Annotated in this window: 22 protein-coding genes and 1 tRNA gene; 13 read left to right on the top strand and 10 right to left on the bottom strand. The window is 73.4% G+C overall.

Translation table 11 applies throughout. From position 1 onward, the window contains the following. The first annotated feature begins 62 nt into the window (after positions 1 to 62). Both ABZ385_RS07505 and ABZ385_RS07510 read left to right on the top strand, forming a co-directional pair. Positions 63 to 2,726 carry an alpha/beta fold hydrolase gene (locus ABZ385_RS07505; protein ID WP_358910325.1) on the top strand — a complete coding sequence of 888 codons (2,664 nt, stop codon included), beginning with the start codon at positions 63 to 65 and terminating at the stop codon, positions 2,724 to 2,726. After that, the gene (locus ABZ385_RS07510; protein WP_358580488.1) at positions 2,723 to 3,586 is read left to right on the top strand and encodes an ABC transporter permease; all 864 of its coding nucleotides are present in this window, start codon (positions 2,723 to 2,725) and stop codon (positions 3,584 to 3,586) included. The genes ABZ385_RS07505 and ABZ385_RS07510 overlap by 4 nt, the downstream gene beginning before the upstream one ends. Positions 3,587 to 3,634: 48 nt before the next feature. Here the strand turns inward: ABZ385_RS07510 and ABZ385_RS07515 are convergent, their stop codons facing one another. From ABZ385_RS07515 to ABZ385_RS07525, 3 genes are all read right to left on the bottom strand, one after another. Further along, entirely contained in the window at positions 3,635 to 5,347 is a 1,713-nt protein-coding gene (locus ABZ385_RS07515; RefSeq protein WP_358910327.1) for a hypothetical protein, read from the bottom strand. Positions 5,348 to 5,567: 220 nt separating this feature from the next. After that, positions 5,568 to 6,038 (bottom strand): SCP2 sterol-binding domain-containing protein, encoded by a 471-nt coding sequence (locus ABZ385_RS07520; protein WP_358699849.1) that lies wholly within the window; start codon positions 6,036 to 6,038, stop codon positions 5,568 to 5,570. A gap of 153 nt (positions 6,039 to 6,191) precedes the next feature. Further along, on the bottom strand, positions 6,192 to 6,917 hold the full coding sequence (locus ABZ385_RS07525) for a hypothetical protein (RefSeq protein ID WP_358910329.1): 726 nt from the start codon (positions 6,915 to 6,917) through the stop codon (positions 6,192 to 6,194). A gap of 712 nt (positions 6,918 to 7,629) precedes the next feature. Here ABZ385_RS07525 and ABZ385_RS07530 point away from each other — a divergent pair. Beyond that, complete coding sequence (locus tag ABZ385_RS07530; RefSeq protein ID WP_358910331.1) at positions 7,630 to 8,385, top strand: DUF2637 domain-containing protein; 756 nt, start codon at positions 7,630 to 7,632, stop codon at positions 8,383 to 8,385. On the opposite strand, the gene ABZ385_RS07535 is transcribed toward ABZ385_RS07530, so the two are convergent. Together ABZ385_RS07535 and ABZ385_RS07540 are read right to left on the bottom strand one after the other, a co-directional pair. Continuing rightward, positions 8,382 to 8,903 carry a hypothetical protein gene (locus ABZ385_RS07535; RefSeq protein ID WP_358910333.1) on the bottom strand — a complete coding sequence of 174 codons (522 nt, stop codon included), beginning with the start codon at positions 8,901 to 8,903 and terminating at the stop codon, positions 8,382 to 8,384. The genes ABZ385_RS07530 and ABZ385_RS07535 overlap by 4 nt on opposite strands. After that, entirely contained in the window at positions 8,900 to 9,139 is a 240-nt protein-coding gene (locus ABZ385_RS07540) for a hypothetical protein (protein WP_358910335.1), read from the bottom strand. The genes ABZ385_RS07535 and ABZ385_RS07540 overlap by 4 nt, the downstream gene beginning before the upstream one ends. A gap of 42 nt (positions 9,140 to 9,181) precedes the next feature. Here ABZ385_RS07540 and ABZ385_RS07545 point away from each other — a divergent pair, with 42 nt between their 5' ends. After that, complete coding sequence (locus ABZ385_RS07545) at positions 9,182 to 9,565, top strand: hypothetical protein (RefSeq protein ID WP_358910336.1); 384 nt, start codon at positions 9,182 to 9,184, stop codon at positions 9,563 to 9,565. A gap of 279 nt (positions 9,566 to 9,844) precedes the next feature. On the opposite strand, the gene ABZ385_RS07550 is transcribed toward ABZ385_RS07545, so the two are convergent. Then, positions 9,845 to 9,920: transfer RNA gene (locus tag ABZ385_RS07550), tRNA-Arg, on the bottom strand. Positions 9,921 to 10,190: 270 nt separating this feature from the next. Here ABZ385_RS07550 and ABZ385_RS07555 point away from each other — a divergent pair. From ABZ385_RS07555 to ABZ385_RS07570, 4 genes are all read left to right on the top strand, one after another. After that, the gene (locus tag ABZ385_RS07555) at positions 10,191 to 11,879 is read left to right on the top strand and encodes a dynamin family protein (RefSeq protein ID WP_358910338.1); all 1,689 of its coding nucleotides are present in this window, start codon (positions 10,191 to 10,193) and stop codon (positions 11,877 to 11,879) included. After that, positions 11,876 to 13,981 (top strand): GTPase, encoded by a 2,106-nt coding sequence (locus ABZ385_RS07560; RefSeq protein ID WP_358910340.1) that lies wholly within the window; start codon positions 11,876 to 11,878, stop codon positions 13,979 to 13,981. Before ABZ385_RS07555 ends, ABZ385_RS07560 begins: the two co-directional genes overlap by 4 nt. A 123-nt stretch (positions 13,982 to 14,104) precedes the next feature. Beyond that, complete coding sequence (locus tag ABZ385_RS07565; RefSeq protein WP_358587702.1) at positions 14,105 to 14,524, top strand: single-stranded DNA-binding protein; 420 nt, start codon at positions 14,105 to 14,107, stop codon at positions 14,522 to 14,524. 310 nt (positions 14,525 to 14,834) lie between these two features. After that, positions 14,835 to 16,244: a Cys-Gln thioester bond-forming surface protein gene (locus ABZ385_RS07570; RefSeq protein ID WP_358910342.1), complete on the top strand. Its 1,410-nt coding sequence runs from the start codon at positions 14,835 to 14,837 to the stop codon at positions 16,242 to 16,244. 86 nt (positions 16,245 to 16,330) lie between these two features. Here the strand turns inward: ABZ385_RS07570 and ABZ385_RS07575 are convergent, their stop codons facing one another. Further along, complete coding sequence (locus tag ABZ385_RS07575) at positions 16,331 to 16,627, bottom strand: DUF3303 family protein (protein WP_358587697.1); 297 nt, start codon at positions 16,625 to 16,627, stop codon at positions 16,331 to 16,333. A 221-nt stretch (positions 16,628 to 16,848) separates the two neighbouring features. Here ABZ385_RS07575 and ettA point away from each other — a divergent pair, with 221 nt between their 5' ends. From ettA to ABZ385_RS07595, 4 genes are all read left to right on the top strand, one after another. Then, positions 16,849 to 18,513 (top strand): energy-dependent translational throttle protein EttA, encoded by a 1,665-nt coding sequence (ettA, locus tag ABZ385_RS07580; RefSeq protein ID WP_358587694.1) that lies wholly within the window; start codon positions 16,849 to 16,851, stop codon positions 18,511 to 18,513. A gap of 7 nt (positions 18,514 to 18,520) precedes the next feature. Continuing rightward, entirely contained in the window at positions 18,521 to 18,961 is a 441-nt protein-coding gene (locus ABZ385_RS07585) for a thioesterase family protein (RefSeq protein WP_358587692.1), read from the top strand. After that, positions 18,958 to 19,635 carry a hypothetical protein gene (locus ABZ385_RS07590; RefSeq protein WP_358587690.1) on the top strand — a complete coding sequence of 226 codons (678 nt, stop codon included), beginning with the start codon at positions 18,958 to 18,960 and terminating at the stop codon, positions 19,633 to 19,635. Before ABZ385_RS07585 ends, ABZ385_RS07590 begins: the two co-directional genes overlap by 4 nt. Before the next feature lie 166 nt (positions 19,636 to 19,801). After that, entirely contained in the window at positions 19,802 to 20,773 is a 972-nt protein-coding gene (locus ABZ385_RS07595; protein ID WP_358910344.1) for a DUF1731 domain-containing protein, read from the top strand. 55 nt (positions 20,774 to 20,828) lie between these two features. Here ABZ385_RS07595 and ABZ385_RS07600 read toward each other — a convergent pair whose 3' ends face one another. Next, positions 20,829 to 21,242, bottom strand: a complete 414-nt coding sequence (locus ABZ385_RS07600) for a globin (protein WP_358587688.1) — start codon at positions 21,240 to 21,242, stop codon at positions 20,829 to 20,831. A 113-nt stretch (positions 21,243 to 21,355) separates the two neighbouring features. On the opposite strand from ABZ385_RS07600, the gene ABZ385_RS07605 reads away from it, so the two are divergent. Then, positions 21,356 to 22,324, top strand: a complete 969-nt coding sequence (locus ABZ385_RS07605; RefSeq protein WP_358910346.1) for a methyltransferase domain-containing protein — start codon at positions 21,356 to 21,358, stop codon at positions 22,322 to 22,324. A gap of 18 nt (positions 22,325 to 22,342) precedes the next feature. Here the strand turns inward: ABZ385_RS07605 and ABZ385_RS07610 are convergent, their stop codons facing one another. Next, complete coding sequence (locus ABZ385_RS07610) at positions 22,343 to 23,827, bottom strand: FHA domain-containing protein (protein ID WP_358910348.1); 1,485 nt, start codon at positions 23,825 to 23,827, stop codon at positions 22,343 to 22,345. Positions 23,828 to 23,961: 134 nt separating this feature from the next. Beyond that, positions 23,962 to 25,320: a VWA domain-containing protein gene (locus ABZ385_RS07615; RefSeq protein ID WP_358910350.1), complete on the bottom strand. Its 1,359-nt coding sequence runs from the start codon at positions 25,318 to 25,320 to the stop codon at positions 23,962 to 23,964. Positions 25,321 to 25,351: the final 31 nt, after the last annotated feature.

Consider the following 25,351-nt stretch of genomic DNA (forward strand, 5'->3'; position numbering starts at 1 on the left):
GGCGGGGCGGTTCCGACCGGCGGCCGCTCCGGTTGTCGGTGGCCGCCCGTACGGTGGACGGCATGGATCTACGACTGCCCAGGCCCAGGCTTCCCGGACCGCGCGGGCCACGCCGGCTGCTCGCCGCCGCGGCCGCCGTCGTGGTGCTCGCGGGGGCGGGCACCTGGACGGCGGTCGCGTCGGACGACGGCCCCACCGTGCACCGCGCCGACGGCACCCTCGACGCCGACGGCGCGAAGATCGACACCTCCTACTTCACCGCGGGCGACCCCGCCACCAAGCGGCCCGCGATCCTCATCGGCCACGGTTTCGGCGGCAGCAAGAGCGACGTGCGCGAACAGGCCGAGGAGCTGGCCGGGGACGGCTACGCGGTACTGACCTGGTCGGCGCGCGGCTTCGGCAGGTCCACCGGCAAGATCGGCCTGAACGACCCCAAGGCCGAGGTCGCCGACGTCTCCCGGCTCATCGACTGGCTGGCGAAGCGGCCCGAGGTGCGGCTCGACAAGGCGGGCGACCCGCGCGTGGGCGTCACCGGCGCCTCCTACGGGGGCGCGGTCTCCCTGCTCGCCGCCGGGCACGACCGGCGGGTGGACGCCATCGCCCCGCAGATCACCTACTGGAACCTCGCGGACGCGCTGTTCCCCGACGGCGTCTTCAAGAAGCTGTGGACCGGCTCGTTCATCAACACCGGCGGCGGCTGCGACAAGTTCGAGAAGCAGCTGTGCGCCATGTACAACCGCGTCGCGGTCGCCGGGAAGCCCGACGCGAAGGCGCGCGACCTGCTCGCCGCCCGCAGCCCCGCCGCCGTCGGCGACCGCATCAAGGTGCCGACGTACCTCGTGCAGGGCCAGACCGACTCGCTCTTCCCGCTCGACCAGGGCGACGCCATCGCCCGGGCGGTCCGCGCCAACGGCGCGCCCGTGAAGGTCGACTGGATCGCGGGCGGCCACGACGCCGGCGAGCGGGAGAACGAGCGGGGGCGCGTGGAGCGGCGCGTCGGCACCTGGTTCGACCGCTATCTGAAGGGCGACAAGGGCGCCGACACCGGCCCCGCCTTCCGCGTCACCCGCACCGGAGGCATCGACTCCACCGACGGGGCGGCCCAGCTGCGGGGCGCGAGCGGCGACACGTACCCCGGCCTGGACAGTGACCCGCGCGCGGTGCCCCTCGCCGGGCGCGAGCAGACCTTCGACAACCCCGCCGGGGCGAGCCCGCCCGCCGTCTCCACCCTCCCCGGCCTCGGCGGCAGAGGCCTGTCCCGGCTCTCCTCCCTCGGCGTCGGCGTCTCCCTCGACCTCCCCGGACAGCACGCCGCCTTCACCTCGAAGCCACTGGCGCGGGACCTGCGGATCACCGGCTCCCCGAAGGTGCGCGCCCACGTGAAGTCCTCCCACGGGGACGCGGTGCTCTTCGCCAAGGTGTACGACGTCAGCCCCGACGGGAAGCAGCAGGTCCTGCCCTCCCGACTCGTCGCCCCCGTCCGCGTCGAGGGCGCCCAGCGGGGCAAGGACGTCGAGCTGCGGCTGCCCGCCGTCGACCACGAGGTGCGCAAGGGCCACAAGCTGCGCCTGGTCCTCGCCTCCACCGACCTCGGCTACGCCTCACCGGTCGAGCCCGCCACCTACACCGCCTCGCTGAAGAGCGACCTGTCGGTGCCCACGGCCCCCGGCCTGAAGACCGCCGCCGCGCCGCTGCCCGCCTGGGTGTGGTGGCTGCCCGCCGCCGGAGCGCTGATCGCCCTCGGGCTGCTGCTCACCGGCCGCCGCCGCACGACGGCACCGGCACCCGACCCCGCGCTCGCCGAAGTGCCCCTCCAGATCACGGACCTGAGCAAGCGGTACGCCAGGTCCAGCGACCGGTACGCCGTCCGCGACGTCTCCTTCCGCGTCGAGAGGGGCCAGGTCCTCGGCCTCCTCGGGCCCAACGGCGCGGGCAAGACCACCACCCTGCGCATGCTGATGGGCCTGATCCGCCCCGACGCGGGCGAGATCCGCGTCTTCGGCCAGGCGATCCGCCCGGGGGCGCCCGTCCTGTCCCGGGTCGGCGCGTTCGTGGAGGGCGCCGGCTTCCTGCCGCACCTCAGCGGCCGGGAGAACCTGGAGCTGTACTGGAAGGCCACCGGCCGCCCCGCCGAGGACGCCCACCTGGCCGAGGCCCTGGAGATCGCCGGGCTCGGCGACGCCCTGGCCCGTGCCGTGCGGACGTACTCCCAGGGCATGCGCCAGCGCCTCGCCATCGCCCAGGCCATGCTCGGCCTGCCGGACCTCCTGATCCTCGACGAGCCGACCAACGGCCTGGACCCGCCGCAGATCCGCGAGATGCGCGAGGTCATGATCCGCTACGCCCGCGGCGGGCGCACGGTCATCGTCTCCAGCCACCTCCTCGCCGAGATCGAGCAGTCCTGCACGCACCTGGTCGTCATGGACCGCGGCCGCCTCGTCCAGGCCGGCCCGGTCGCGGAGATCGTCGGCTCCGGGGACACGCTCCTCGTCGGGCTCGCCGCGCCGGTCCCCGACCCGCTGGTCGACAAGGTCGCCGCGCTGCCCGGCGTCGCCTCGGCGGTGCGCGCCGACGACGGCCTCCTGATACGCCTGGACGGCACACCGGCGGGCAGCGCCGCCCTGCTCCTGCCCGAACTGGTCCGCCTGGACGTGCCCGTGGAGTCCATGGGCCCGCACCGCCGCCTCGAAGAGGCGTTCCTGACCCTGATCGGAGGCACCGCATGAGCGCCCCCACCCTGGAGCGCCCCACGGCGCCCGGCTACCGCGCCGGCCGCACCCTGCCCCTGCGGGTCGAGGCGGTCCGCCAGCTGAAGCGGCGCCGTACGCAGGTGATGGGCGCCATCATGGTGCTGCTGCCCGTCGTGCTCGTCATCGCGTTCGCCGTCGCCGGTTCGCCGGGGGAGCGCAACAGCCAGGTGACGCTGATGGACACGGCGACGGCGTCCGCGACCAACTTCGCGGCGACCTGCCTGTTCGTCTCGGCGGGCTTCCTGCTCGTCATCCCGGTCGCGCTGTTCTGCGGGGACACGGTGGCCTCCGAGGCGAGCTGGTCGTCCCTGCGCTATCTGCTGGCGGCGCCGGTGCCGCGGGCCCGCCTGCTGTGGTCCAAGCTCGTCGTGGCCCTCGCCTTCAGCGCCGCGGCCATGGCCCTGCTCCCGCTGGTCGCGCTGGCCATCGGCGCGGTGGCCTACGGCTGGGGGCCCCTGGAGATCCCGACCGGCGGCGAACTGCCCGCGGCCACGGCGGCCCAGCGGCTGCTCGTCGTCGTCGGGTACGTCTTCGTGTCCCAACTGGTCACCGCGGGCCTCGCGTTCTGGCTCTCCACGAAGACCGACGCCCCGCTCGGCGCGGTCGGCGGCGCGGTCGGCCTGACGATCGTCGGCAACGTCCTGGACGCGGTCACCGCGCTGGGCGACTGGCGCGACTTCCTCCCCGCCCACTGGCAGTTCGCCTGGGCCGACGCCCTCCAGCCCCGCCCCGAGTGGGGCGGCATGCTCCAGGGCACGGCGATCTCGGTGACGTACGCGCTGGTCCTGTTCGCCCTGGCGTTCCGGGGGTTCGCGAGGAAGGACGTGGTCAGCTGAGGGGGAGTCCCCTCAGACGCCCCCGAACCCCCCGCCGCCGGCCCCCGGCTACCCGCACGCCTCCCGCTCCGCCCGCACCGGATCATTCGGGAACCGGAAGGACGTCAGCCCCACCGCCCCCGTCAGGTTCCGCCAGAACCGCCCGACCGACATCGGCGCACGCGTCGCCGCCCGCAGTTCCGTGAACGGCTCGCAGCGCAGGGCGCGGCGCGCGGCGGCCACCCGGGCGGGGTCGAGTCCGCCGGGCAGCGAGCCCTTGACCCCGCGTTCGGCGACGACCCACTCGTCCGGCAGCCGCTTGTCGTGCCCCACCCGGCCGTGGAAGCCCTCCGAGTGGGCCGCCAGCGGATACGCGAGCCCGATCGGGTCCAGGGCGGCGCCGGACAGCGGGACGACGGCGCCGCTGAACCCCAGGGTGTTGTAGACCCCGGTCACCCCGGGCCGGGCCGCCTTCACCGGGGTCCGGGCGAGCAGCAGCGTGGGCGTGCCGCGCCGCACCCGCTCCCGTACGAGAGCGGCGTAGGCCTTGTTGCCCGCCTGCCCGGCGAAGTCGTGGTGCACGGGGTGGGAGGCGGCGTTCTGCCACACGTACACCCCGCGCTCGTCCGCGACCCCGGCCGGCCCGATCCGCCCCTCGTACGGGACCCGCAGCACCGCCGCGCACACCACCGCCCACACCGCGACCCCGGCCGCGACGATCGTCCACGCGCGTGTGAGCGGCATGAGGAAGACGGGCAGCAGCATGAGCAGCAGCCCCGGCAGGAACATCCGCCCGTGCATGAAGTCGCCGCCCACCTTGATGACGTAGAGCCAGCACAGCGCCCCCGCGACCACCGGGGCGAGGACGGGAGCCACCGCCTCGACGCGCTCGCCGCGCCACCCCGCCCGCCCGGACGCCAGGACGGCCGCGACGATCATCAGCAGCGGCAGCCACAGGACGTACGGCCCCACGAAGTCCGAGAGATAGTCGAACCCCCTGCCCCACAGGCTCCGGGAGGCTTCCTTGGTGACGCCGGGCAGCGGCATCAGATGCCCGTAGTACCCCATGCGGAAGATCTCGTACGCGACCGGCAGCGCGCCCGCGACCCCGGCGCCCGCGAGCGCCCCGCGCCACGAGGGGCGCGCCACGGCCCACTGGGCGGCCAGGAACACCGCCGACACCAGTGCGAGGTCCGGCCGTACGAGCGGCCCGAGGCCCAGCACCGCGCAGGTGGTCAGCGCGCGCGGCCGCGCGACGAGCGCCAGCCAGGCCCCCGCGAGCCAGCAGGTGGCGAGCCCCGTCTCCAGACCGGAGGTCGCGAAGTCCCAGACCGGCGGCAGCGCGAGCAGCACCAGGGCCCCGCAGGGCAGCAGAACTCGCCCCCCGCCCGCGCCGCCGTGCAGGCGGAGCGCCGCGAGCCCGGCGAGCGCGAAGCCGGCGGCGGTCAGCAGCAGGCCGCCGTACATCGCCGCCGTGGCGATGTCGAGGCCGGGCGCCCCGGCGACCACGAGCAGCCACTGCCACAGGGTGCCGGTGGACGACTCGGCCCGCTCCCCGGCGTTGAACACGGGCCCGTTACCGGCGAGGACCTGACGGACCGTACGTACGTAGATGTGCCCGTCGTCGGACATCCAGCGCCGCTGGAAGCCGGCGACGGCGATGACGAGGGCGGGCAGGAGGGCGAGGGCGAGACGCGCGGGGCCCCGCCATCGCCCGTGCCCGGCGGCGACGGGCGGCCGGGCCTGCGCGACACGGACCTCGGGGGAGTACGTAGACGTCATGCGCCCTACATCGGCGCCACGCCCATCCCGCTTGAGCCGCCCGCTGTCTGCCGTTCACCTAGGCGCCGTCCACCTAGCGCCGAGCGCTGTCCGCCGTCTGCCGAGCGCCGACGGCTGACCGCCCACCACCGCCACCGACGGGGCGGCCGCCGACCGCCCACCGCCGTCCACCGACGGCTGACCACCGGCCGCCAGCCGCCGTCCGCCGTCGCGGGAGCCCCTACGCCTTGGGGATGTCGAAGTACCGGGCGAGCCCCGCGGCGAGTGCCAGGTCGCCCGTGATCCGCACCTTGCGCGTCACGAACAGCACGACAGGGCTGGCGTTCCCCGACACCAGCTTCAGGAACTCCGCGTCGGCCATGGTGAGCGCGACCCGCGGCCGCGCCTCGGAGCGGCCCGCCCGCACGGTGCAGGTCCCGTCCGCGATCAACGTCTCGTACACGACGTCCGGGTTGCCGCCCACCCCCGTGACCGTCCAACGGATCAACGCCGCGAGCGAACCGGCCGCCTCCGGTCTGAACTGCCGTTCCACGCGCCCGAAGACCTCGTCCAGGACGCGAGCCCGCAGCGCGCCGTCCCGGGCGATCCCGGCGATCTCCCGGCCGGAGAGCCCCTTCACGGTGCGGGCGAACTCGTCGGGCGTGACGCTCGCGAAGTCCAGTCCGGCGATCCTGCTGATCTCGTCCGCCACGGCGGTCTCCTCCAACCCTCGACCCTGCGGTAAGCGGTCCACTCCCCCCGGCAGAAGACAGTGGGATTGTATTTCCGCCCCCTCCCGCACCGATCGGCGCCGTTCACAGAAGCCCGTGCGCCCCCGCAGGGGCGCACGTTCACCGCCGCCGCGTCACCTGCGGGCCCCGCGCGCGATCCGGTCGAGCTGCTTGCCGACCACGACGTCGATCGGCAGCCGCGGCGGCCGCTGCGCGTCGCGGTCGCTGACGTGGACGGTGAGGGAGCCCACACGGACCAGCACATGATGATCGGTCGCCACGGCGCCCCCGCGGCCGTCCATGCTCAGCTCGAAGGAGACGGCCTCGTCCCCGAGCGCCGGCGCTTTCCCGACGGTGACCCGGGAGTCGAGCCGGCCCTCCGGCATCCGCGCCACCAGGGTCCGGCAGGTCCGCAGCCCCTCCTCGAACCTCCGGAACCACGTGGCGGCCTCGTCCCCCTCGTACGCGGCCAACCACGTCCGACCGCCCCAACGCTCCTTGTCCCACCAGAAATCCTGGATCACGGAGGTGGACGCGTGCTGCGTGACGAGCATGTCGAGTACGTCCTGACACCCGGCGCCCTCGGCCGAAACACGCGGTTCGTACCGGGGCGCGGGCGCCTGCACGGTCATCCCGTACAGGCCCGGCACCTCCCCCTCCCGGAGCAGCAGGCCCTTCAACTGCCCGGTCGTCAGAGCGCGGGCGGGCGACGGCGACGCCGAGGCGGCCGGCGTACCCGCCCCGGACCCGTGACCCTTGGCCGCCCCGTCGTCACCCGGCGCCGAACACCCACCGACCCCGAACACCCCGACGGCCCCGAACACCCCGGCGACCACGACACCCCGCCACCACGACCCCACGGCCACCACTCCCTGCCCCACTCCCTGACCCACTCCGTGACCCACTCCGTGACCCCACTCCGTACGAGAGGGGCAGACGCTACGGCCAGGAGGCCAGGAGTAGCAGAAACGTCTGCGGGAAACCGCCCCGCAATTCTGCGCTCTTTGGACGCAACTCACCGAAAGGGACGTCACCCCAATGAGGGAAGCGGGAGTGCGGGAGGCGGGCGTACGAGGCCGAGCCCGACGGGAGCGCACTGTGCCGCAGGTCACCGCAGAACCGATAAGAGACTAGCCAGACATCGTCCAATGCGACATTTCCGCCACCCGTTTGCCGCGCATCCTCCGTAATGCGGACCCGTTAGGTTGAACATGACGAAAACAAGGCCCAAGGCGGCGGGGAGCTGCCGCGTCGCCCCAATTGGCGTTGTTCCAGGCGCAGTTCCCATGGGGGGCTGGATTTACGCCCCGTCCCCCGCCAGGGAGGCCTGCGCGGCCCTGCACGATGGAAACCAGAGGGTCGAACTGCGCCACAGCGGCACGCTGGTTGAAGACTTGCTCACGGAACTCAACGCCATCCAGGCTCGGTTCACCGCCGTAACCGACCACCCGGTGGCCGGCGTGGGCCCTGCCGCTCTGGCCCCTCGGGGGCCCTATCGTGCGTGAGTCACGCGGGCGCCACAGCCGACTGGACGACCGGCCCGCCCCCGTAGGCCCTCCCACCGGATATCCGATGACTGATCACACGCAGGTCTGGGAGCAGTCCCTCCCGCCGTTCGATCAGCTGGACGTCCACTGGGACCCGGCGGAAGAACTCGCCCACCTGCTGCACGAAGCCGTCGAGAACGAGAAGAACGAGGCTCCGCCCCCGCCTGAGATCAACGAGGACCCGGTAACCGAAGGCGACGGTGCCGCCCCCGCCGACCTCACCGGATCCACCGGCTCCACCGCGGAGTTGCCGGCTCAGCGCTCCCCGGTCTCCCACCACCGGCGCTCCCGCTCCCGTCCCCACAAGCGGACCCGGAGCGCCCTGCGCGCGACGAGCTTCCTCCTCGCCGTGCTCGCCGCCGCCGTGGTCTCCATGGTGTGCGTCTTCGGCGGCCTGGTCAGCTACGACCCCCTGCGCCTCGTCGCCACGTACCGCACGACACCGGGTGCGGTCGGATGGTGGCCCCTGCTCGTCTATGGCCCCTGGGTGGTCGCTTCCCTGTCCATCCTGCGCGCCGCCCTCCACCGTCGCCGCGCGGCGCACTCATGGGCCATCGTCCTCTTCTTCTCCATCGTTTCGATACTGCTGTGTGTGGCCCAGGTGCCCCGCCCTCTGGTGGAGGCCGCCGCCGCGGCGCTTCCCGCCCTGGCCGCCCTGGCCTGCTTCCAGCAACTGGTCCGCCAGATCACCTTGACCCGCCCGCCCCGCCAGGCCACCCCCCGCCACCGAAACCGCAACCCCCGTCAGCACCCCACGGACGGACCCCCCAAAACCGCCTAGCGGCGGCGATGCTCCCGCAAGGCGGGGGCGACGTGGCGCATGAAGGCCCGGTACGAGCGTTTGCGGTACTCCCAGGAGCAGCCGGTGACGATGTGCAGGCGCTCCAGGCCGACGTCGACGAGGGCGAGTATCCGGTCCCGGCAGTAGGCGGCCGGCCCCAGCACGGCGAAGAAGTCGAGGCAGCCGGGGGCCGGATCCGCCGTGCGGTGCCGGGAGGAGCGGGCGAAGGTGGCGATGCCGTGGGCCGCCTCGGTGCGGGCCCGGTCCGTATCGTCGTCGACGACGACATGGATGAAGGCGGCCAGCCGCACGTCGGGCCGGGCCGCGCGGGCGGTGTCGGCGGGCTCCCGCAGCCGCTCGCGGTAGCGGGCGATGAGGTCGAGGGAGTCCGGGGTGCGGGGCGAGTGGACGACGGTGAAGCCGTGTTGGTCTGCGAGGTGGGCAGCCAGGGTGGACTTGCCCGCGCCGTCGCAGCCTTCCAGGACGAGAGTCCGGTAGGGGGCGAGATCGGGGTTCACGAGGCCAGCCAGTCGGCGAGTGCCTGGGGATCGCCGAGGTGAGCCCTGGTGCCGTACTGGATCATGAGGTTGCGCCAGTTCGGCTCGCGGCCGTGGGCGTGGGTGTAGGTCGGTCGGGGCTGGAAGGCGGCGACCCTCCGGCCGAGGGCGGCCGCCGCGCCGGTGAGGAGGGCGGCGCCGGGCGGGGTCTCCGGCCCGGACACGTCCAGGACGAGGGACTCGGCCCGAAGGGCCACGATCAGGCTCGTGTCCTGCTGGACACCGCCCCGGGCGACGACGTGCCCTTCTGGGCCCTGGCCTGGGGCCCGCCCGCCGCGTCCGTGTACTCCCGCACCGCGAAGGTGTACGAGACCCTCGGCGACCACCGGGCCGCCGCCGACGAATACGCCCGTGCCGCCGCCACCCGCCCCGCCGGGACCTACGCCCGCATCGTCGCCCTGGACCTGGTGGCCGGCGCGGAGATGCTGCTGAAGCGCGGCAGCATCGAGCAGGCATGCTCAGCCTGGGGCCAGGCGATGGACCACATGGACGGCGTGCGCTCAGTCCGCACCCGCAAAGCCGTCAAGAACATGCGCGGAGCCCTCGCTCCGTTCAGGACCCGTGGCCTGCGGTGCGCGGCCGAACTCGATGAACGTGCCATCGACTTCCTGGCCTCTGCTTGACTCAGGCGGGTGGCGGGCAGTACCGCGGCTGGCCAGACCCTCGGCGCCGCCCAGGGGGCAGCAGCTGCAGCGGCGAGGGTGATCTTTCGCATGATCTGCCCAACGGGCTGGCGTGCAGTCACGACACGAGCGGATGGGGACAACCAGCCGTGGAACCCCGGTTTGAGCCGGTGTCAGCCGGACTCTCGTGTCGCCTCCGGAGCAGGCGCACCCTGCGGGCAAACGCCAGGCGGGGGCGTTCTGACCTGCGAAAACGCCGCTAACCTGACACGGAGTCAGTGGCGCCCCCGGCAGGACTCGAACCTGCGGCCAAGCGCTTAGAAGGCGCCTGCTCTATCCACTGAGCTACGGGGGCCTGGGTGTGGCCGGTGGCACGGGTCCGGATGTGGGGGAGGTCCGTGGCCTTGCCGGGGACAAGGATAGGGCTCCCGGGACCCTGTCCTTGCTGCTTCGCCTCCGCGCCGTGATGTGGAGGTTCGGTGAAGCGGTCCTGATAATCGCAGGCAGGTACGAATCTCGCATCGCTTTTTGCGCCTCGCGCCCCGGGTGTTGTGCACTCGTTATGCCTGCGCCCCCGGCCCTCCCTTCGCTCCCCGGTGTTCGACCGGCGCGCAGGGACGTCCATATGCTTCAGAAAGCCGCCAAAATTGGGCATTCTTCGCATGTGGTGACCTTGGACGTACGGCCTCAATTGCTTGACGCACTCTCCGCCCTGCGCGAGCGTGTCGCCGCCGCACGCTTTCCGCTCCCCCTGCCGGGGGCGCCACGCGCGCGTGCCAACCGGGACGAGCTGCTCGCGCAGCTCGACGACTATCTGGTGCCCCGTCTCAAAGCGCCGGAGGCGCCCCTGCTCGCCGTCATCGGCGGTTCCACGGGAGCGGGCAAGTCCACTCTCGTGAACTCCCTGGTGGGGCGTCAGGTCAGCGAGGCGGGCGTGCTGCGGCCCACGACGCGCACACCGGTGCTCGTCTGCCATCCGGAGGACCACCATTGGTTCGCGGACATGCGGGTCCTGCCGGACCTCACGCGCGTGTGGCTGCCTCAACCCGTGTGCGCGCAGGGTGGCGACGGAGACGACGAGGATGACGGCGACGACATGCCGGCCCTCGGGGGCGAACTGGAACGGGCCCTGCGGATCGAGACCGTCCACAGCCTGCCCCGCGGTCTCGCCCTCCTCGACGCGCCCGACGTGGACTCCCTCATCGCCGAGAACCGGGTCCTGGCCGCCGAGCTGATCTGCGCGGCCGACGTGTGGGTCATGGTGACCACCGCCTCCCGGTACGCCGACGCGGTGCCCTGGCATCTGCTGCGTACCGCCAAGGAGCACGACGCCACCCTCGTCACCGTCCTCGACCGCGTGCCCCACCAGGTCGTGACCGAGGTCTCGCGGCAGTACGGCGCCCTGCTCGCGAAGGCGGGCCTCGGCGACGTGCCCCGCTTCACCGTGCCCGAACTGCCCGAGTCCGCGGGCGGCGGCGGACTGCTCCCCTCCACCGCCGTCGCGCCCCTGCGCGCCTGGCTGACCCAGCGCGTCCAGGACCCCTCGGCCCGCGCCCAGGCCATCACCCGTACGGCCCGCGGCGTCATCCGTTCGCTCGACTCGCGGATGCCGGAGCTGGCGGGCGCCGTCGCCTCCCAGTACGCCGCCGCGCTCCGGCTCACCGCCGCCGTCGACGAGGCGTACGACCGCGAGCACGCGCGCGTGCAGAGCCGTCTGGAGGCGGGCGGCGTCCTCGCGGGCGACGCCCTGAAGCGGTGGCGCAGCTACCCCCTCGACTGCGGGCCCGGCGAACTGCTCGACGCCATCGCCGAGAGCCTGGAGGCGCTGCTGCTGTGCGCCGTCACCGCCGCCGACGAGCGCATCGACGAGGCCTGGCGGCGCGAGCCCGCCGCGGCCGCTCCCGGCCTCGCCGACCGCGACCCCCAGGTGGAGAGCGCCGAGCACCGCATCGGGATGGCCGTACGCCGGTGGCGGCGCGTCCTGGAGGAGTACGCCGACGACGAGGTGCGCGCGATGGAGCGGGTCGACAAGGCCCCGCTGCCCGACCCGGAGGTCGTCGCCGCGCTGCTCGCCACGGCCCTGCTCGGCGGGCACCGGGCGCGGGCGGCAGGGGAGATCCTCGCCGAGCGGATCGGCGCCCAGGGAGCGGTCCGGTTGCGCGACCGGGGCGAGCGTCTGCTGGCCGCCTACCTGGAGAAGGTCCTCGCCGTCGAGCGGGACCGGCGGCTCGCCCCCCTGGACGCACTCGAAGTACATCCCGAACCCCAGGCCGAACTGATCGCCGCCCTGTCCGTACTGCAGAAGGAGAGGTGACCGCCGTGACTGCTGTCACTGATCACACCGAACGCGACGAGCGGGAGGACCGGGAGCGCCGGGAGGACCGGGAGCGCCGGGAGCGCCGGGAAGGCCGTGACGCCGGGGAAAGCCGTGATGCCGGGGAGAACCGTGATTCCCGGGACGCCCGGGACGCCCGGGACGCGCGGGACACCCGGGAAAGCCGCGAGCAGCGGGTGGAGTCGGCTGAGGCAGCACAACGAAGGGACCCGGCGGAGAGACGGGACCCGGCGGAGAGACGGGACCCGGCGGAGGGAAGGGAGCAGGCGGAGCGAAGGGAGCCGGCCGAGCGCGAGGCTCGCGTAGAGCGGGAAGAGCCGTCGGGCCCGGGGCGGCCGGACGACGACCCCGAAGGGGCCTGGGACGACGGCCTCATCGCCCGGCGCGTCGCGGAAGGCACCCGTCCGGAGGACACGGCCCCCGGTGTCCGCGCCTACGCCCCCGCCCCCTCCGGGACGCCCACCTCGTACGAGGGACCCCTGCGCGAGCGGCTCGACGCGCTGCGCGAACTCGTCGGCCTCTCCCGCACCCGCCTCGACAGCGGCACGCTCGCCCAGGCCGGCCGGGTCCTCGACGAGGCCGCCGCCCGACGCCGGCTCTCCGACCGGCACACGGTTGTCGCCATCGCGGGCGCCACCGGCAGCGGAAAGTCGACGCTGTTCAACGCCCTCGCCGGGGTGATGATCTCCGAGACGGGCGTGCGCAGGCCGACCACCGCCGCGCCCATCGGATGCAGCTGGACGGACGGCGCCGCCGGGCTGCTCGACCGCCTCGGCATCCCCGGCAGGCTGCGCCGCCGCCCCCTCCAGGGGCCCGGCGCCGACGACCTCCAGGGGCTCGTGCTGATCGACCTGCCCGACCACGACTCGGCGGTCGGCGAGCACCGCGAGCACGTCGACCGGATCCTGGCGCTCGTCGACGCCGTCATCTGGGTCGTCGACCCGGAGAAGTACGCGGACGCGATGCTCCACGAGCGTTATCTGCGGCCCATGGCCGGACACGCCGAGGTCACCTTCGTCGTGCTCAACCAGACCGACCGGCTGCCCGGCGACGCCGCCGACCAGGTCCTCGACGACCTGAGGCGGCTCCTGGACGAGGACGGCATCGCGCTCGGCGAACACGGCGAACCGGGCGCCACGGTGCTCGCGCTCTCCGCGCTGACCGGTGAGGGGATGGGCGATCTGCGCGAGGCCCTCGGCCAGTTCACGCAGGAGCGGGGCGCCGCGGCCCGCCGGATCGCGGCCGACCTGGACGCCGCCGCGGAACACCTGCGTCCGGTGTACGTCGCCGGGGCGTCCCGGGTGCGCGGGCGCGGGCGAGGGCGCGTCGGGCTGAGCGAGGAGGCCCGCGAGGAGTTCGCCGACCGCCTGGCGGACGCGGTGGGCGCCGCCGCCGCGGGCGACGCGGCGGAGCGGGCCTGGCGCCGGCACGCGGGCAGGGCGTGCGGCGATCCGTGGTTCAGGCTCTGGCGGTGGTACGAGGCGCAGCGCTCCCCGGGCGGCCCCGTGACGCCCGCCGTGCCGATCCCGGTGGACGAGGAGGTCACCGCGCGCCAGCGCGTGGAGCACGCCGTCCGCACGGTCGCCGACGAGGCGGCAGCGGGGTTGCCCGTGCCATGGGCGCTTGCCGTGCGGGAGGCCGCGGCGCGCGGCGCGGAAGGGCTGCCCGAGGCGCTCGACGAGCTGGCGGTGACGGTGGGCGTGTCGGGCGGGCGGCCGCCTCGGCCCGGCTGGTGGCCGGTCGCGGTCCTCGCCCAGGCGGCGATGACCTTGCTCCAGGTGGTGGGCGGGCTCTGGCTGGTCGGACAGATCATCGGGATCGCCGAGCCGAACCTGGGCGTGCCCGCGCTGCTGATGGTGGCGGGGATCGCGGGCGGCCCGTGCGTGGAGTGGGCGAGCCGGATCGCGGCGCGCGGCCCCGCCCGCCGGTATGGGCAGGAGGCGGAACGCCGGCTGCGGGAGGCGGCCGCGGGGTGCGGCCGGGCCCGGGTCCTGGATCCGGTGGCGGCCGAGCTGTTGCGCTACCGCGAGGTCAGGGAGCAGTACGGGCGGGTGGTGGGGGCGCGTGCCGCTGTCGGGTGACGGAGTTGTCCACAACCGGTGGGTAACCCACAGGGCTCAGCGGGCCCGGCGTGACCGGTGCAGTCTGGGAGCCCGGCCGCGGCAGGCGCGGCGGGGCACATGGAGGTACGGGAGGGGCAGGGCATGAACGAGACGATGGTGACGGTGGTGGGGAACGTCGCGACGACGCCGGTGTACCGGGAGTTGCCGTCGGGACCGGTGGCGCGGTTCCGGCTCGCGGTGACGGCGCGGTACTTCGACGCGGTGAAGGACACCTGGCAGGACGGGCACACCAATTTCTTCACGGTGTGGGCCAAGCGGGCACTCGGCAAGAACGTGCAGGCGTCGCTCGCGGTGGGTGAACCAGTCATCGTGCAGGGGCGGTTGCGGGTGCGGGACGAGGAGCGCGGCGGTCAGCACTGGACGTCGGCGGACATCGACGCGCAGGCCGTCGGCCACGACCTGTCGCGCGGCACCTCGGCGTTCCGGCGCGTGCTCAAGGCGGACGGGGCGCCGACGGATGCCGCGCCGCCGCGCAAAGCGGCGCCGGAGCCGGTGGGGTGATGAATGGTCAGGGGCACGGGCCCGGTGGGGCGCACCGCCGAATGGCTGCGTCCAATGGCGTTGATTTGTCGATAAGCCCAGCTCGGGAGGGGTGTTGGGGATAACGATTCCGAGTCGGATCGGTGATACGACGATATGACCGAGGGTCGCGGTGTGCCGCTTCCTTAGGATGCCGGACGTAGCTCACGGGGCAGTTGGCAGGAGGCGCCACGCAGGTGGCAGGTGGTCCTGCCGCTTTCAATCTGCTGGCGGGACCACCCCCCACGTTGTGAACGGGTCCCGTCCGGAGGGGAATTCTGTGTTTTCTGCGTTGTCCATACGGAGTCGGGGCGCCGCCCGCCTCGCCGTCGTGACCGCGGCGTCGGGACTGCTCGCCGCGGGAGCGGTGGCCGCCGCGGGATCCGCCGCGGCGGAGGAGGTGCCGCGGCAGCGGGGCGGGGCGACCGCGACGCTGGGCGGCCTGCAGACGTACGACCAGGCGGTCGTCCGGGAGGGCGGCAGCTCGCAGCGGGTCCCCGCCGGACTCTTCGAGATGTCCGTGGAGGACGGCGGCACCCTCCAGACGTACTGCGTCGACATCCACAGCCCCACGCAGAAGGACGCCCGGTACCAGGAGACGCCCTGGAGCGGCACCTCGCTGAACCGCAACCGTGACGCGGGCCGCATCCGCTGGATCCTCCAGCACTCCTACCCGCAGGTGAACGACCTCGCGGCGCTCGCCAAGAAGGCGGGCGCGTCCTCCCTCACCGAGAAGACCGCCGCGGCCGGCACCCAGGTGGCGATCTGGCGGTACTCGGACGGCGCGCGGGTGGACGCCGTCGACCCGCAGGCCGAGAAGCTGGCCGACTACCTGCACAAGAGCGCGCAGGCCAGCATCGAGCCCAAGGCGTCGCTGACGCTGGAGTCGCCCGCCGTCTCCGGGCGCCCGGGGGAGCGGATCGGTCCGGTCACCGTGCGGACCGACGCGGACGCGGTGTCGGTGGCCCCGCCCGGGGACTCCGCGGCGAGCGGGGTGAAGGTCGTCGGCAGGAACGGCAAGCCGGTGAAGTCCGCGCGCGACGGCAGCCGGCTCTACTTCGACGTGCCGAAGGACGCGCCCGACGGCTCGGCGGCGCTCTCCGTGCAGGCGTCGACGACCGTGCCGGTCGGCCGGGCCTTCACCTCGGAGACCCGGAGCCAGACGCAGATCCTCGCGGGCTCCAGCGAGTCGACGGTCTCCGCGACCGCGACGGCCGACTGGGGTGCGAAGGGCGCGGTGCCGGCGCTGTCGGCGGAGAAGAACTGCGCCAGGGGCGGTGTGGACATCACCGCGAGCAACAAGGGGGACGCTCCCTTCACCTTCCGGCTGATGGGCGTCAAGCACACCATCGAGGCGGGGACGTCGCAGACGGTGACGGTCCGATTGCAGGAGGACCAGGCCTACGACTTCACGATCGTGGGGCCGAACGGCGTCGAGAAGCGCTTCAGGGGCGTGCTCGACTGCCGTACGGAGGGCAGCGGCATCGGCACCAAGGCCCAGCCCGCCAACCAGCCCAGCCCCGCGTCGGCGGGCGGCACCGCGGTCGGCGCCGACCTCGCCGAGACCGGCAGCTCCGGCAATACGCCGCTGATCGCCGGCATAGCGGTGGGGTTCGTCCTGCTCGGCGGCGCGGCGGTCTTCTTCGTACGCGCCAAGAAGGACCCGACGGAGACCCCCGAGGAGGCGGCCACGGAGAAGTAGGAGCGCCGCGCTCTGGCCGCCCCTCCCGGGGAGGGGCGGGCTCCGGGTAGCCCGCGCCGGATCCCCGCCGGAGAACCGAACCGGACTCAGTCCCGGTGCAGGGCGGCCAGACCCTTCCGCAGATCCTCGGCGGTCATGACCGGCTGGATCTCCACCTCCGCGCCGAATTCCCGGAAGAGCGACTCGGAAATGGCGGGCAGCTGGGAACTGTCCTGCATGTCGAAGACGAAGGTGCAGGAACGCCCGCCGTCGCACGGACCGAAGTAGGCCGCCTCGGGCTTGAGCTGTTCCATCAACTCCTGCATGGTGTCCGGCAGCGCGCCGCTCTTGAGTGCCTCATTGGACGCCTGCGTGTCCAGGCGTGCCCGCAGCATGACCCTCATCACACCTGCTCCTTCCGGCCACCACGACCGGCACGGATCCGTCCCGCGCTCACTGGGACCCGGTGACGTCCCTCTCAGCGTCTCTCCGGCTGAAACGGGCGGCAACATCTGCCCCCGGCCCCCACCGGCGCTCACTCCCACCTCGCTGGTTTCCACCCAGGGGTGGCCGTCAGGCAAGATGGGGTGTATCTGCCCACTCATCGAATGCCGGACGGTTTCTCTTGGCTGAGTACATCTACACCATGCGCAAGACGCGCAAGGCGCACGGCGACAAGGTGATCCTCGACGATGTCACCTTGAGCTTCCTTCCTGGCGCGAAGATCGGTGTCGTGGGCCCCAACGGCGCCGGTAAGTCCACGGTGCTCAAGATCATGGCGGGCATCGAGCAGCCCTCCAACGGCGATGCCTTCCTCTCGCCCGGTTACACCGTCGGCATGCTCCTCCAGGAGCCGCCCCTGGACGAGTCCAAGACCGTCCTGGAGAACGTGCAGGACGGCGCGAAGGAGGTCATGGGCAAGCTGCGGCGCTTCAACGAGGTCGCCGAGCTGATGGCCACCGACTACTCCGACGCGCTGATGGAGGAGATGGGCAAGCTCCAGGAGGACCTGGACCACGCCAACGCCTGGGACCTCGACGCCCAGCTCGAGCAGGCCATGGACGCGCTCGGCTGCCCGCCCGGCGACTGGCCCGTCACCAACCTCTCCGGTGGCGAGAAGCGCCGCGTCGCGCTCTGCAAGCTGCTCCTCGAAGCCCCCGACCTGCTGCTCCTCGACGAGCCCACCAACCACCTGGACGCCGAGTCCGTGCAGTGGCTGGAGCAGCACCTCGCCAAGTACCCCGGCACCGTCGTCGCCGTCACCCACGACCGGTACTTCCTCGACAACGTCGCGGGCTGGATCCTGGAGCTCGACCGCGGCCGCGCCATCGGCTACGAGGGCAACTACTCCACGTACCTGGAGACCAAGCAGACCCGCCTCAAGGTCGAGGGGCAGAAGGACGCCAAGCGCGCCAAGCGCCTCAAGGAGGAGCTGGAGTGGGTGCGCTCCAACGCCAAGGGGCGCCAGGCCAAGTCCAAGGCGCGCCTCGCCCGTTACGAGGAGATGGCCGCCGAGGCGGACAAGATGCGGAAGCTGGACTTCGAGGAGATCCAGATCCCGCCGGGCCCGCGCCTGGGCAACATCGTCGTGGAGGTCGACAAGCTGTCGAAGGCCTTCGGCGACAAGGTTCTCATCGAAGACCTCAGCTTCACCCTGCCGCGCAACGGCATCGTCGGTGTCATCGGCCCGAACGGCGCCGGCAAGACCACGCTGTTCAAGATGATCCAGGGCCTGGAGGAGCCGGACTCCGGTTCCATCAAGGTCGGCGACACGGTCAAGATCTCCTACGTCGACCAGAGCCGCGCCAACATCGACCCGAAGAAGACGCTGTGGGCGGTCGTCTCGGACGAGCTGGACTACATCAACGTCGGCCAGGTCGAGATGCCGAGCCGCGCCTACGTGTCCGCCTTCGGCTTCAAGGGCCCGGACCAGCAGAAGCCCGCGGGCGTGCTCTCCGGCGGTGAGCGCAACCGGTTGAACCTCGCGCTCACCCTCAAGCAGGGCGGCAACCTGCTCCTCCTCGACGAGCCGACGAACGACCTCGACGTCGAGACCTTGTCCTCCCTGGAGAACGCGCTCCTGGAGTTCCCGGGCGCGGCCGTGGTCGTCTCCCACGACCGCTGGTTCCTCGACCGCGTCGCCACGCACATCCTGGCGTACGAGGGCGACTCCAAGTGGTTCTGGTTCGAGGGCAACTTCGAGGCGTACGAGAAGAACAAGGTCGAGCGCCTCGGCCCGGACGCGGCCCGTCCGCACCGCGCCACCTACAAGAAGCTGACCCGGGGCTGAGGCGGCCGTGGCTCGACACATATACCAGTGCCCGTTGCGCTGGTCGGACATGGATGCCTTCGGGCACGTCAACAACGTGGTCTTCCTGCGGTATCTGGAAGAGGCGCGCATCGACTTCATGTTCCGGCTGGCGCCCGGTGACGGGTCCCCGTCGTTCTCGGGCGGATCGGTCGTGGCCCGCCACGAGATCGACTACGTACGGCCGTTGGTGCACCGGCACGAGCCGGTCACCGTCGAGTCGTGGGTGACGAAGATCGGTGCGGCGTCGCTGACCATCGCCTACGAGATCAAGGACGCGGACCAGGTGTATGTGCGGGCCTCGACCGTGGTCGTGCCCTTCGACCTCCAGGCGCAGCGGCCCCGCCGGATCTCCGCCGAGGAGCGGGAGTTCCTCCAGGAGTACGTCGACGACTCCGCCGACGGCGGTTCGGGGGCGCTCGGCGCATGAGCGCGCGGCTGCACTTCGCCGATGCCGGGGAGGCGGCGGACCTCGCCGCCTTCCTGGCCCGCCTCGTCCACTACGACAAGGCGGCCGCGGTCCGGCTCCAGGCCGCCGGGGACACGCTCGCCGTGTTCGGGCGGCCGCCGTCGTTCGACGTGCTCGCCATCCGTACCGCGCGGCTCGCGAAGCCGTACGAGGGCGGGTCCACCGCCACCCTCGACGTCACCGTCTCCGCCGGTGAGTTCCTGGAGTCCGTGGGGGACGCGGCGGGCTCCGAGGGCGTCGCAGCCGTGCCGGGCGCCGTCACCGGGCCGCCGTGGGCGGGCGTGCTGCCGCCGAGGGGCGGCTGGCGACAGGAGAGCGAGCTGCCCGTGATGGGCGCGGTGCGCGCTCTGGTGACGGCGGCGGTCACCGAATTCAAGGCCCGCGTCGAGGAGTTGCCCGCCGAGCGGCGGGTGCGGGCCGAGCTGGACCGGGTGGGGCGGGAGATCTGGTCCCGGACCGTCGCCGGGACACCGCTGCCGGTGCGGGCCGCGCACGCCGCGCAGTCGCTCGGCTTCCTGCGCGGCGACACGCTGACCCTGCTCTCCTCTGGGGCGTGGCTGCGGCTGCGTACGGCCTACGGGTCCGTCGCGGTGCGGCGCGCGGGGGTCGGCGGACTCTCGGTCACGCCCGCGTAGGCGGCCGTTCGTGCGGCAGTGACCTCAGGCCCGTCCTCCGGGCGGGCACGGTCCGACGCGCGCCGACCGGCCCAGCCGCGCCAGCGGGTCGGGCCGCCCTCCGCGCCCGTCGGGCCGGGTCGTACGCTCACCACGGGACGTCCGACGTCACGGGGAGGGCCGGCCAGTGAAGATCGTGCTGCCAGGAGGCACCGGGCAGGTGGGGGGCGTGCTGCGCCGCGCGCTGACCGGCGCGGGCCACGAGGTCGTGGTGCTGACCAGAAACCCGGCGCGGGCCGGCGAGGTCCGCTGGGACGGCCGGACGCTCGGGCCCTGGGTGGAGGCGGTCGACGGCAGCGACGTCGTGATCAACCTCGCGGGCCGCAGCGTCAGTTGCCGCTACACCGACGAGAACCTGCGGGCCATGATGGACTCGCGGGTGGACTCCGCACGCGTCGTGGGCGAGGCGATCGCCGCCGCCCACAAGCCGCCCCGGGTCTGGCTCCAGATGAGTACCGCCACCCTCTACGCCCACCGGTTCGACGCCCCGAACGACGAGGCCACCGGTGTGATCGGCGGCCAGGAGCCCGATGTCCCCGGATACTGGGCCTACAGCGTCGACATCGCGCGGAACTGGGAGCGCGAGCAGGAGCGGGCCGTGACGCCGGCGACCCGCAAGGTGGCCCTGCGGTCGGCGATGGTGATGAGCCCGGACCGCGGCGGCGTCTTCGACTACCTGCGGTGGCTGGTACGGCTCGGCCTCGGCGGGCCGGTCGCGGGCGGCGCCCAGTACATCTCCTGGATCCACGACCGCGACTTCGTCCGCGCCGTGGAGTTCCTGATCGACCGGGACGACATCGCCGGGGCGGTCAATCTCGCGGCTCCCGCGCCGCTGCCGCAGCGGGAGTTCATGCGGACGCTGCGCGGCGCCCAGGGCATGCCGGTCGGGCTGCCCGCCACGCGGTGGATGGCCGGGATCGGCGCCTTCGTCCTGCGCTCCGACACCGAACTCCTCCTCAAGAGCCGCCGGGTGGTGCCCGGACGGCTGACGGACGCCGGATTCACCTTCGACCACGGTGCCTGGCCGCTCGCGGCGGCCGACCTCGTGGCACGGGCCCGCCGTGAACGGTCCCGGCCCCGGGGACGGCTGGCCGCGTGACGGCCGCGCCCCGCCCGAAGCCGGGGGGCGCCGGTCCTCGGGGGCGGGACCGGGCTCAGCCCTCGGAGTTCACCATCGACGCCGCCGCGTACGTCAGGTAGTTCCACAGCACCCGCTCGTGCTCCTCGGACAGGCCCAGCTCGTCGACCGCCGCGCGCATGTGCCGCAGCCAGGCGTCGTGCGCCGCCCGGTCCACGGTGAACGGCGCGTGCCGCATGCGCAGACGCGGATGACCGCGGTGGTCGCTGTAGGTGCGCGGGCCGCCCCAGTACTGCATCAGGAACAGCGCGAGGCGCTCCTCGGCCGGGCCGAGGTCCTCCTCCGGGTACATCGGCCGCAGCAGCGGGTCCTCCGCGACCCCCTGGTAGAAGAGGTGCACCAGGCGCCGGAAGGTCTCCTCGCCGCCGACCTGTTCGTAGAAGGTCTGCTCCTGAAGCGTGCCGCGTGGGATCTCTTTCACACCGTCCATGGTCTCAGACGGCCCGGCCGAGTACGGAGGGCTTAGGACCATCGCCCGCCGCCGGCCGCGACCCCGGGCCCCGGCCACTCGCATCGGCGGCGCCCACGCAGCACAGTGGACTCATGGAACCCGATCCCGCACGCGTGGCCGAGCTCCGCACCGCCCTCGTGCGCGAGATCGCGGCGAGCGGGGTCTGGCGGGACGATCCCGCCTGGCGGACGGCGTTCGAGGCCGTGCCGCGCCACCTGTTCGTGCCCTACTACTACGTCGGCGCGGGCGCCGGCTTCGAGCGGCTGTGGGGCGAGGACCCCGACGCCGGGCGCCGCGCCCGCTGGCTGCGCGGGGCCTACGCCGACACCCCGCTCGCGACCCGCGTACGCGACGGGGAGCTGCTCTCGTCCAGCAGCCAGCCGTCCCTGATGGCGAAGATGCTGGCCGAGCTGGAGGTCCGGGAGGGGAACCGCGTCCTGGAGATCGGCGCCGGGACGGGCTACAACGCGGCCCTGCTCGCCCACCGGCTCGGCGACGCCCGGGTCACGACCGTCGACCTGGACCCGGAGATCACCGAGTCCGCTCGGCGGCACCTGGCGGCCGCCGGACACCGCCCGGCCGTGGTGACCGGCGACGGGGCGGCCGGCTGCCCCGAGCGCGCGCCCTACGACCGGATCATCGTGACCTGCACCCTGACCTCGGTGCCACGGCGCTGGCTCGCCCAGTGCGTCCCGGGCGCCCGGATCCTCGCGCCGCTGGCGACCGGCCTGATCGCGCTGACCGTGCGGGAGCCCGGGGAGGACGGGCACGCCGAGGGGCGCTTCCTGCACACGCCCGCCTACTTCGTGCCGCTGCGCGGCGCCGGCGTGCGCGCCCCGCAGGAGCCCCACCTCGGGGGGCTGCCGCGCCGGGCCGTGCAGAACGAGCTGTTCCGTTTCCTGCTGGAGCTGACCGCGGGCACCCTCGACCCGCACGAGGCCCTCGCGCTGTGGGAGCGCGAGGGCCGGCCGGTGCGCGAGCGCTTCGGGGTCAGCGTGCGCGGGCGGTACGAGTGGGCCTGGCTGGACGACCCCGAAGGGCCGTACGCCTGGCCGCTGTGACCGCCCGCCCGCGCGGGCTCAGTCGCGGCGGATCGTGATCGTCGTCCAGGCGCCCACGTGCACCTGGTCGCCGTCCTGGAGCGGGACGGGGACGAACGGCTGGATGGGCTCCTCGCCGCCGTTGACCGTGGTGCCGTTCGTGGAGTTCTGGTCCACGACCGCCCAGCTGCCGTCCGGCTGCTGGACGAGCATCGCGTGCTGGTGCGAGACGCCCGGGTCCTCCGGGGGCACCGACAGGTCGATGTCCGGGGTGTCGCCCGTGGAGTGGCGGCGGCGGCCGATGGAGATCTGGTCGCCCGCCAGCGGACGCCGCTGCTCCGGCGAGTACGCGGGCAGGTTCAGGCCCGACGCCTCGGGGCCGCTGCGCTGCATCATCGCCATGAAGTACTCGCGGTCGGGACCGATCGTCGCCGTCCACGTCCCGGGACCCTGGGGGGCCTGAGGTGCCTGGGGCGCCTGCTGGGCCTGCGCCTGCGGCGGTCCCTGCTGGCCCTGCTGCTGCGGGACCTGCTGGGCCTGCTGCTCGGGCGGACTCTGCGGTCCCTGCTGGCCCTGCGGACCCTGCGGACCCTGCGGATTCTGCTGGCGCGGCGGGACCGGCTGGAAGACGTCCTGCCGCTGGAACGGCTCCTGCGGCCGGGCCGGGGACGACGGCGGCGAGATCACCCAGTCGTCGCCGCCACCACCGAAGGACGGGCCGCCGTTGCCGGGCGGCGGGGGAGGGGGGCCCTGCGGGGCGCCCGACTCCCGGGGGAACGCGGGCGGGCCGGGCGGGCCGGCCTGCTGGAACGCCTGGGGAGCGCCGGGCGGCGGGGCCTGGCCGGGCAGGTGCTGCCGGCCGCCCTCACCGCTGTCACCGCCGTTGCCGTTGCCGTTGCCGAATGGCGGGATCGGCTCGGCGGGCCGGTTCATCTGCGAGGGGCGCGAGCCCTGGTACTCGTACGGGTCCTGGCCCGGGCGGGGCTGTCCGGGGTGACCGGGCTGCCCCGGCTGTCCGGGGTGGCCGCCGGGCGGGGGCTGCTGCTGGAACGGCTGGGCGGGGCGCGGCGCGGGCGCGCCGGGACCGCCCTGGGTGTTCGGCAGCGGCCGGATCGGCGCGGCCGGGGTGTACGAGGTCGCGGTGTTCGTGAGGAAGTTCCAGCGGCACTCCTCGCAGAACGGCGCGTTCGCCTCGCGGGGCGTGCGGCACTGCGGGCACAGCTCCGGCTCGGCGTCCGGTTCCGGCCCGGAGCCGGGACGCGACTGCCCGGGGCCGGAGCGCGGGAAACCCTGGTCCTGGCCCGGCGCGGGGAAGCCCTGGTGCTGGCCGGGAGGCGGGAAACCGTGGTCCTGGCCCGGGGGCGGGAACCCCTGGTTCTGACCCGGGGGCGGCGGCGGATAGCCGTACCCGGCCGCGGGCGGCGGCGGGGGAGGCGGCGGCGGTACGGCACCGGCCATGCGGTGACCGCAGACCTCGCACCAGTCGTCGGAACCCGACTGGTGTCCGTTCGGGCAGGTCGGCATGTCGGCGCTTCCCCCTCTCCTTCTGCGGCCCCGAGGGCCGTACGTACTGCGTCTTGGTGGTGTGCGGCGCCGGGCACCGCGCTACCGCTCGGTCACGACCGCTTGATCACGACTGCTCGGTCACGACTGCTCGGTCACGTCTGCTTCTTCACGCGAACGGTCTTCGTCGACCGCGTCTCGAGTGTCATCTCGTCGGCCTCGGCGACCTTCGCCTTCAATCGAACAGTACCTTCCGCGGCGTCCACCACGTCCACCACCTTCGAAAGCAGTTTCGCCGTATCCGCGTTGCCCGAGGCGGCCGCGAGCTGCACGGCGCGGCCGAGCTTGGCGGTCGCCCCGTCGTGGTCCCCGGATTTGCGGGCGTCGAGTCCCTGCTGGATGACCTGGGCCAGTTCCGCCTGGCCCGTGTAGTGCGCGACCTGCGGATTGATCGAGGTGGAGGCCGCCATGTCGTCCGTCCACACCGCCCGCACCAGCCCCTGCGACAGCGTCTGCGCGCTGCCGTCGCCCTGCGGCACGACCAGCGAGACCCGGGCGGCGAGCATCTCCTGGCCGAGGTCGGCCACCGGCACCCGGACACAGATGTGGTAGTCGCGGGACTCGTCGCCCCAGGAGCCCGTGGGGTAATCCCCGGAGCGGGGGCCCGACTCCGTGCGGCGGTGGGTCAGGTCCGCCACGGTGGGCGCCACCTGCTTCACGAACGCGATCTCCACGCCCATCGGCGTCCACAGCCGCAGGCTGACGTCGGCGACCTCCTTGCCCATCGCCGTCTCCATCATCCGCGTGAAGTCGGCGCGGAGCCCGGCCGGATCGGCGACGATGTCGGCGGTGCCGAGCAGCGCGGTGGCGATCCCCGTGACCTCCTTCACCTCCCAGTCCGTGCCGACGCCCCGGGCGTCGCAGGTGAAGCGGCCCGCGCAGGAATCCAGCGCGGCCTTCAGGGCCTCGGGCGACTCGTGTTCGTTGCGGCCGTCGGTGAGCAGGATGCCGTGCCGCACGGCGGACGCGGCGACGTCGGCGGAGGCCAGCAGCCGGTCCGCGAGCCGCAGCCAGGTGCCGATCGCCGTGCCGCCGCCCGCGCTGAGCCGGCGCAGCGCCTGCTTGGCCTGCTCGCGGGTGTCCGGACCGGCCACCGCGAGGCGGCCGTTGCCCGGGTAGACCTCCGTGGCGACGTGGGTGCCGGCGATCACCGCGAAGCGCACCCCGTCGCGGACGGCGTCGACGGCGGCGGCCGTGGCGTCCCTGGCGCCCCGCATCTTCGTCGGCGGGTAGTCCATCGAACCGGAGCAGTCCACCATGATCGCCACGGCGGCGTCCGGGCCGTGCCCCGCGCTGTACAGGTGCGGCGCGCCGACCGCGGAGCCGATCGTGCCGCCCCCGGTGGAGGTCACCGTCGCGATGGCGTTGACCTCGCGGCCGCCCTCGGGCAGGAACTCGTTCTGGTAGACGTCGATCGAGAACTGCGGCACGTTCGACTTCGAGAAAATGGCCATGGATGCTGCTCCCCCTCGGATCCTCACACCT

The sequence above is a fragment of the Streptomyces sp. NPDC005898 genome (assembly GCF_040629635.1).
In the GTDB taxonomy this organism is placed as follows: domain Bacteria; phylum Actinomycetota; class Actinomycetes; order Streptomycetales; family Streptomycetaceae; genus Streptomyces.

Coding starts and splice junctions, on each gene's coding strand:
- ABZ385_RS07505 (WP_358910325.1), top strand. CDS start 63: ATGGATCTACGACTGCCCAGGCCCAGGCTTCCCGGACCGCGCGGGCCA.
- ABZ385_RS07530 (WP_358910331.1), top strand. CDS start 7,630: ATGACTGATCACACGCAGGTCTGGGAGCAGTCCCTCCCGCCGTTCGAT.
- ABZ385_RS07555 (WP_358910338.1), top strand. CDS start 10,191: ATGCTTCAGAAAGCCGCCAAAATTGGGCATTCTTCGCATGTGGTGACC.
- ABZ385_RS07605 (WP_358910346.1), top strand. CDS start 21,356: ATGGAACCCGATCCCGCACGCGTGGCCGAGCTCCGCACCGCCCTCGTG.
- ABZ385_RS07610 (WP_358910348.1), bottom strand. CDS start 23,827: ATGCCGACCTGCCCGAACGGACACCAGTCGGGTTCCGACGACTGGTGC.
- ABZ385_RS07565 (WP_358587702.1), top strand. CDS start 14,105: ATGAACGAGACGATGGTGACGGTGGTGGGGAACGTCGCGACGACGCCG.
- ABZ385_RS07510 (WP_358580488.1), top strand. CDS start 2,723: ATGAGCGCCCCCACCCTGGAGCGCCCCACGGCGCCCGGCTACCGCGCC.
- ABZ385_RS07600 (WP_358587688.1), bottom strand. CDS start 21,242: ATGGACGGTGTGAAAGAGATCCCACGCGGCACGCTTCAGGAGCAGACC.
- ABZ385_RS07575 (WP_358587697.1), bottom strand. CDS start 16,627: ATGAGGGTCATGCTGCGGGCACGCCTGGACACGCAGGCGTCCAATGAG.
- ABZ385_RS07590 (WP_358587690.1), top strand. CDS start 18,958: ATGAGCGCGCGGCTGCACTTCGCCGATGCCGGGGAGGCGGCGGACCTC.
- ABZ385_RS07515 (WP_358910327.1), bottom strand. CDS start 5,347: ATGACGTCTACGTACTCCCCCGAGGTCCGTGTCGCGCAGGCCCGGCCG.
- ABZ385_RS07615 (WP_358910350.1), bottom strand. CDS start 25,320: ATGGCCATTTTCTCGAAGTCGAACGTGCCGCAGTTCTCGATCGACGTC.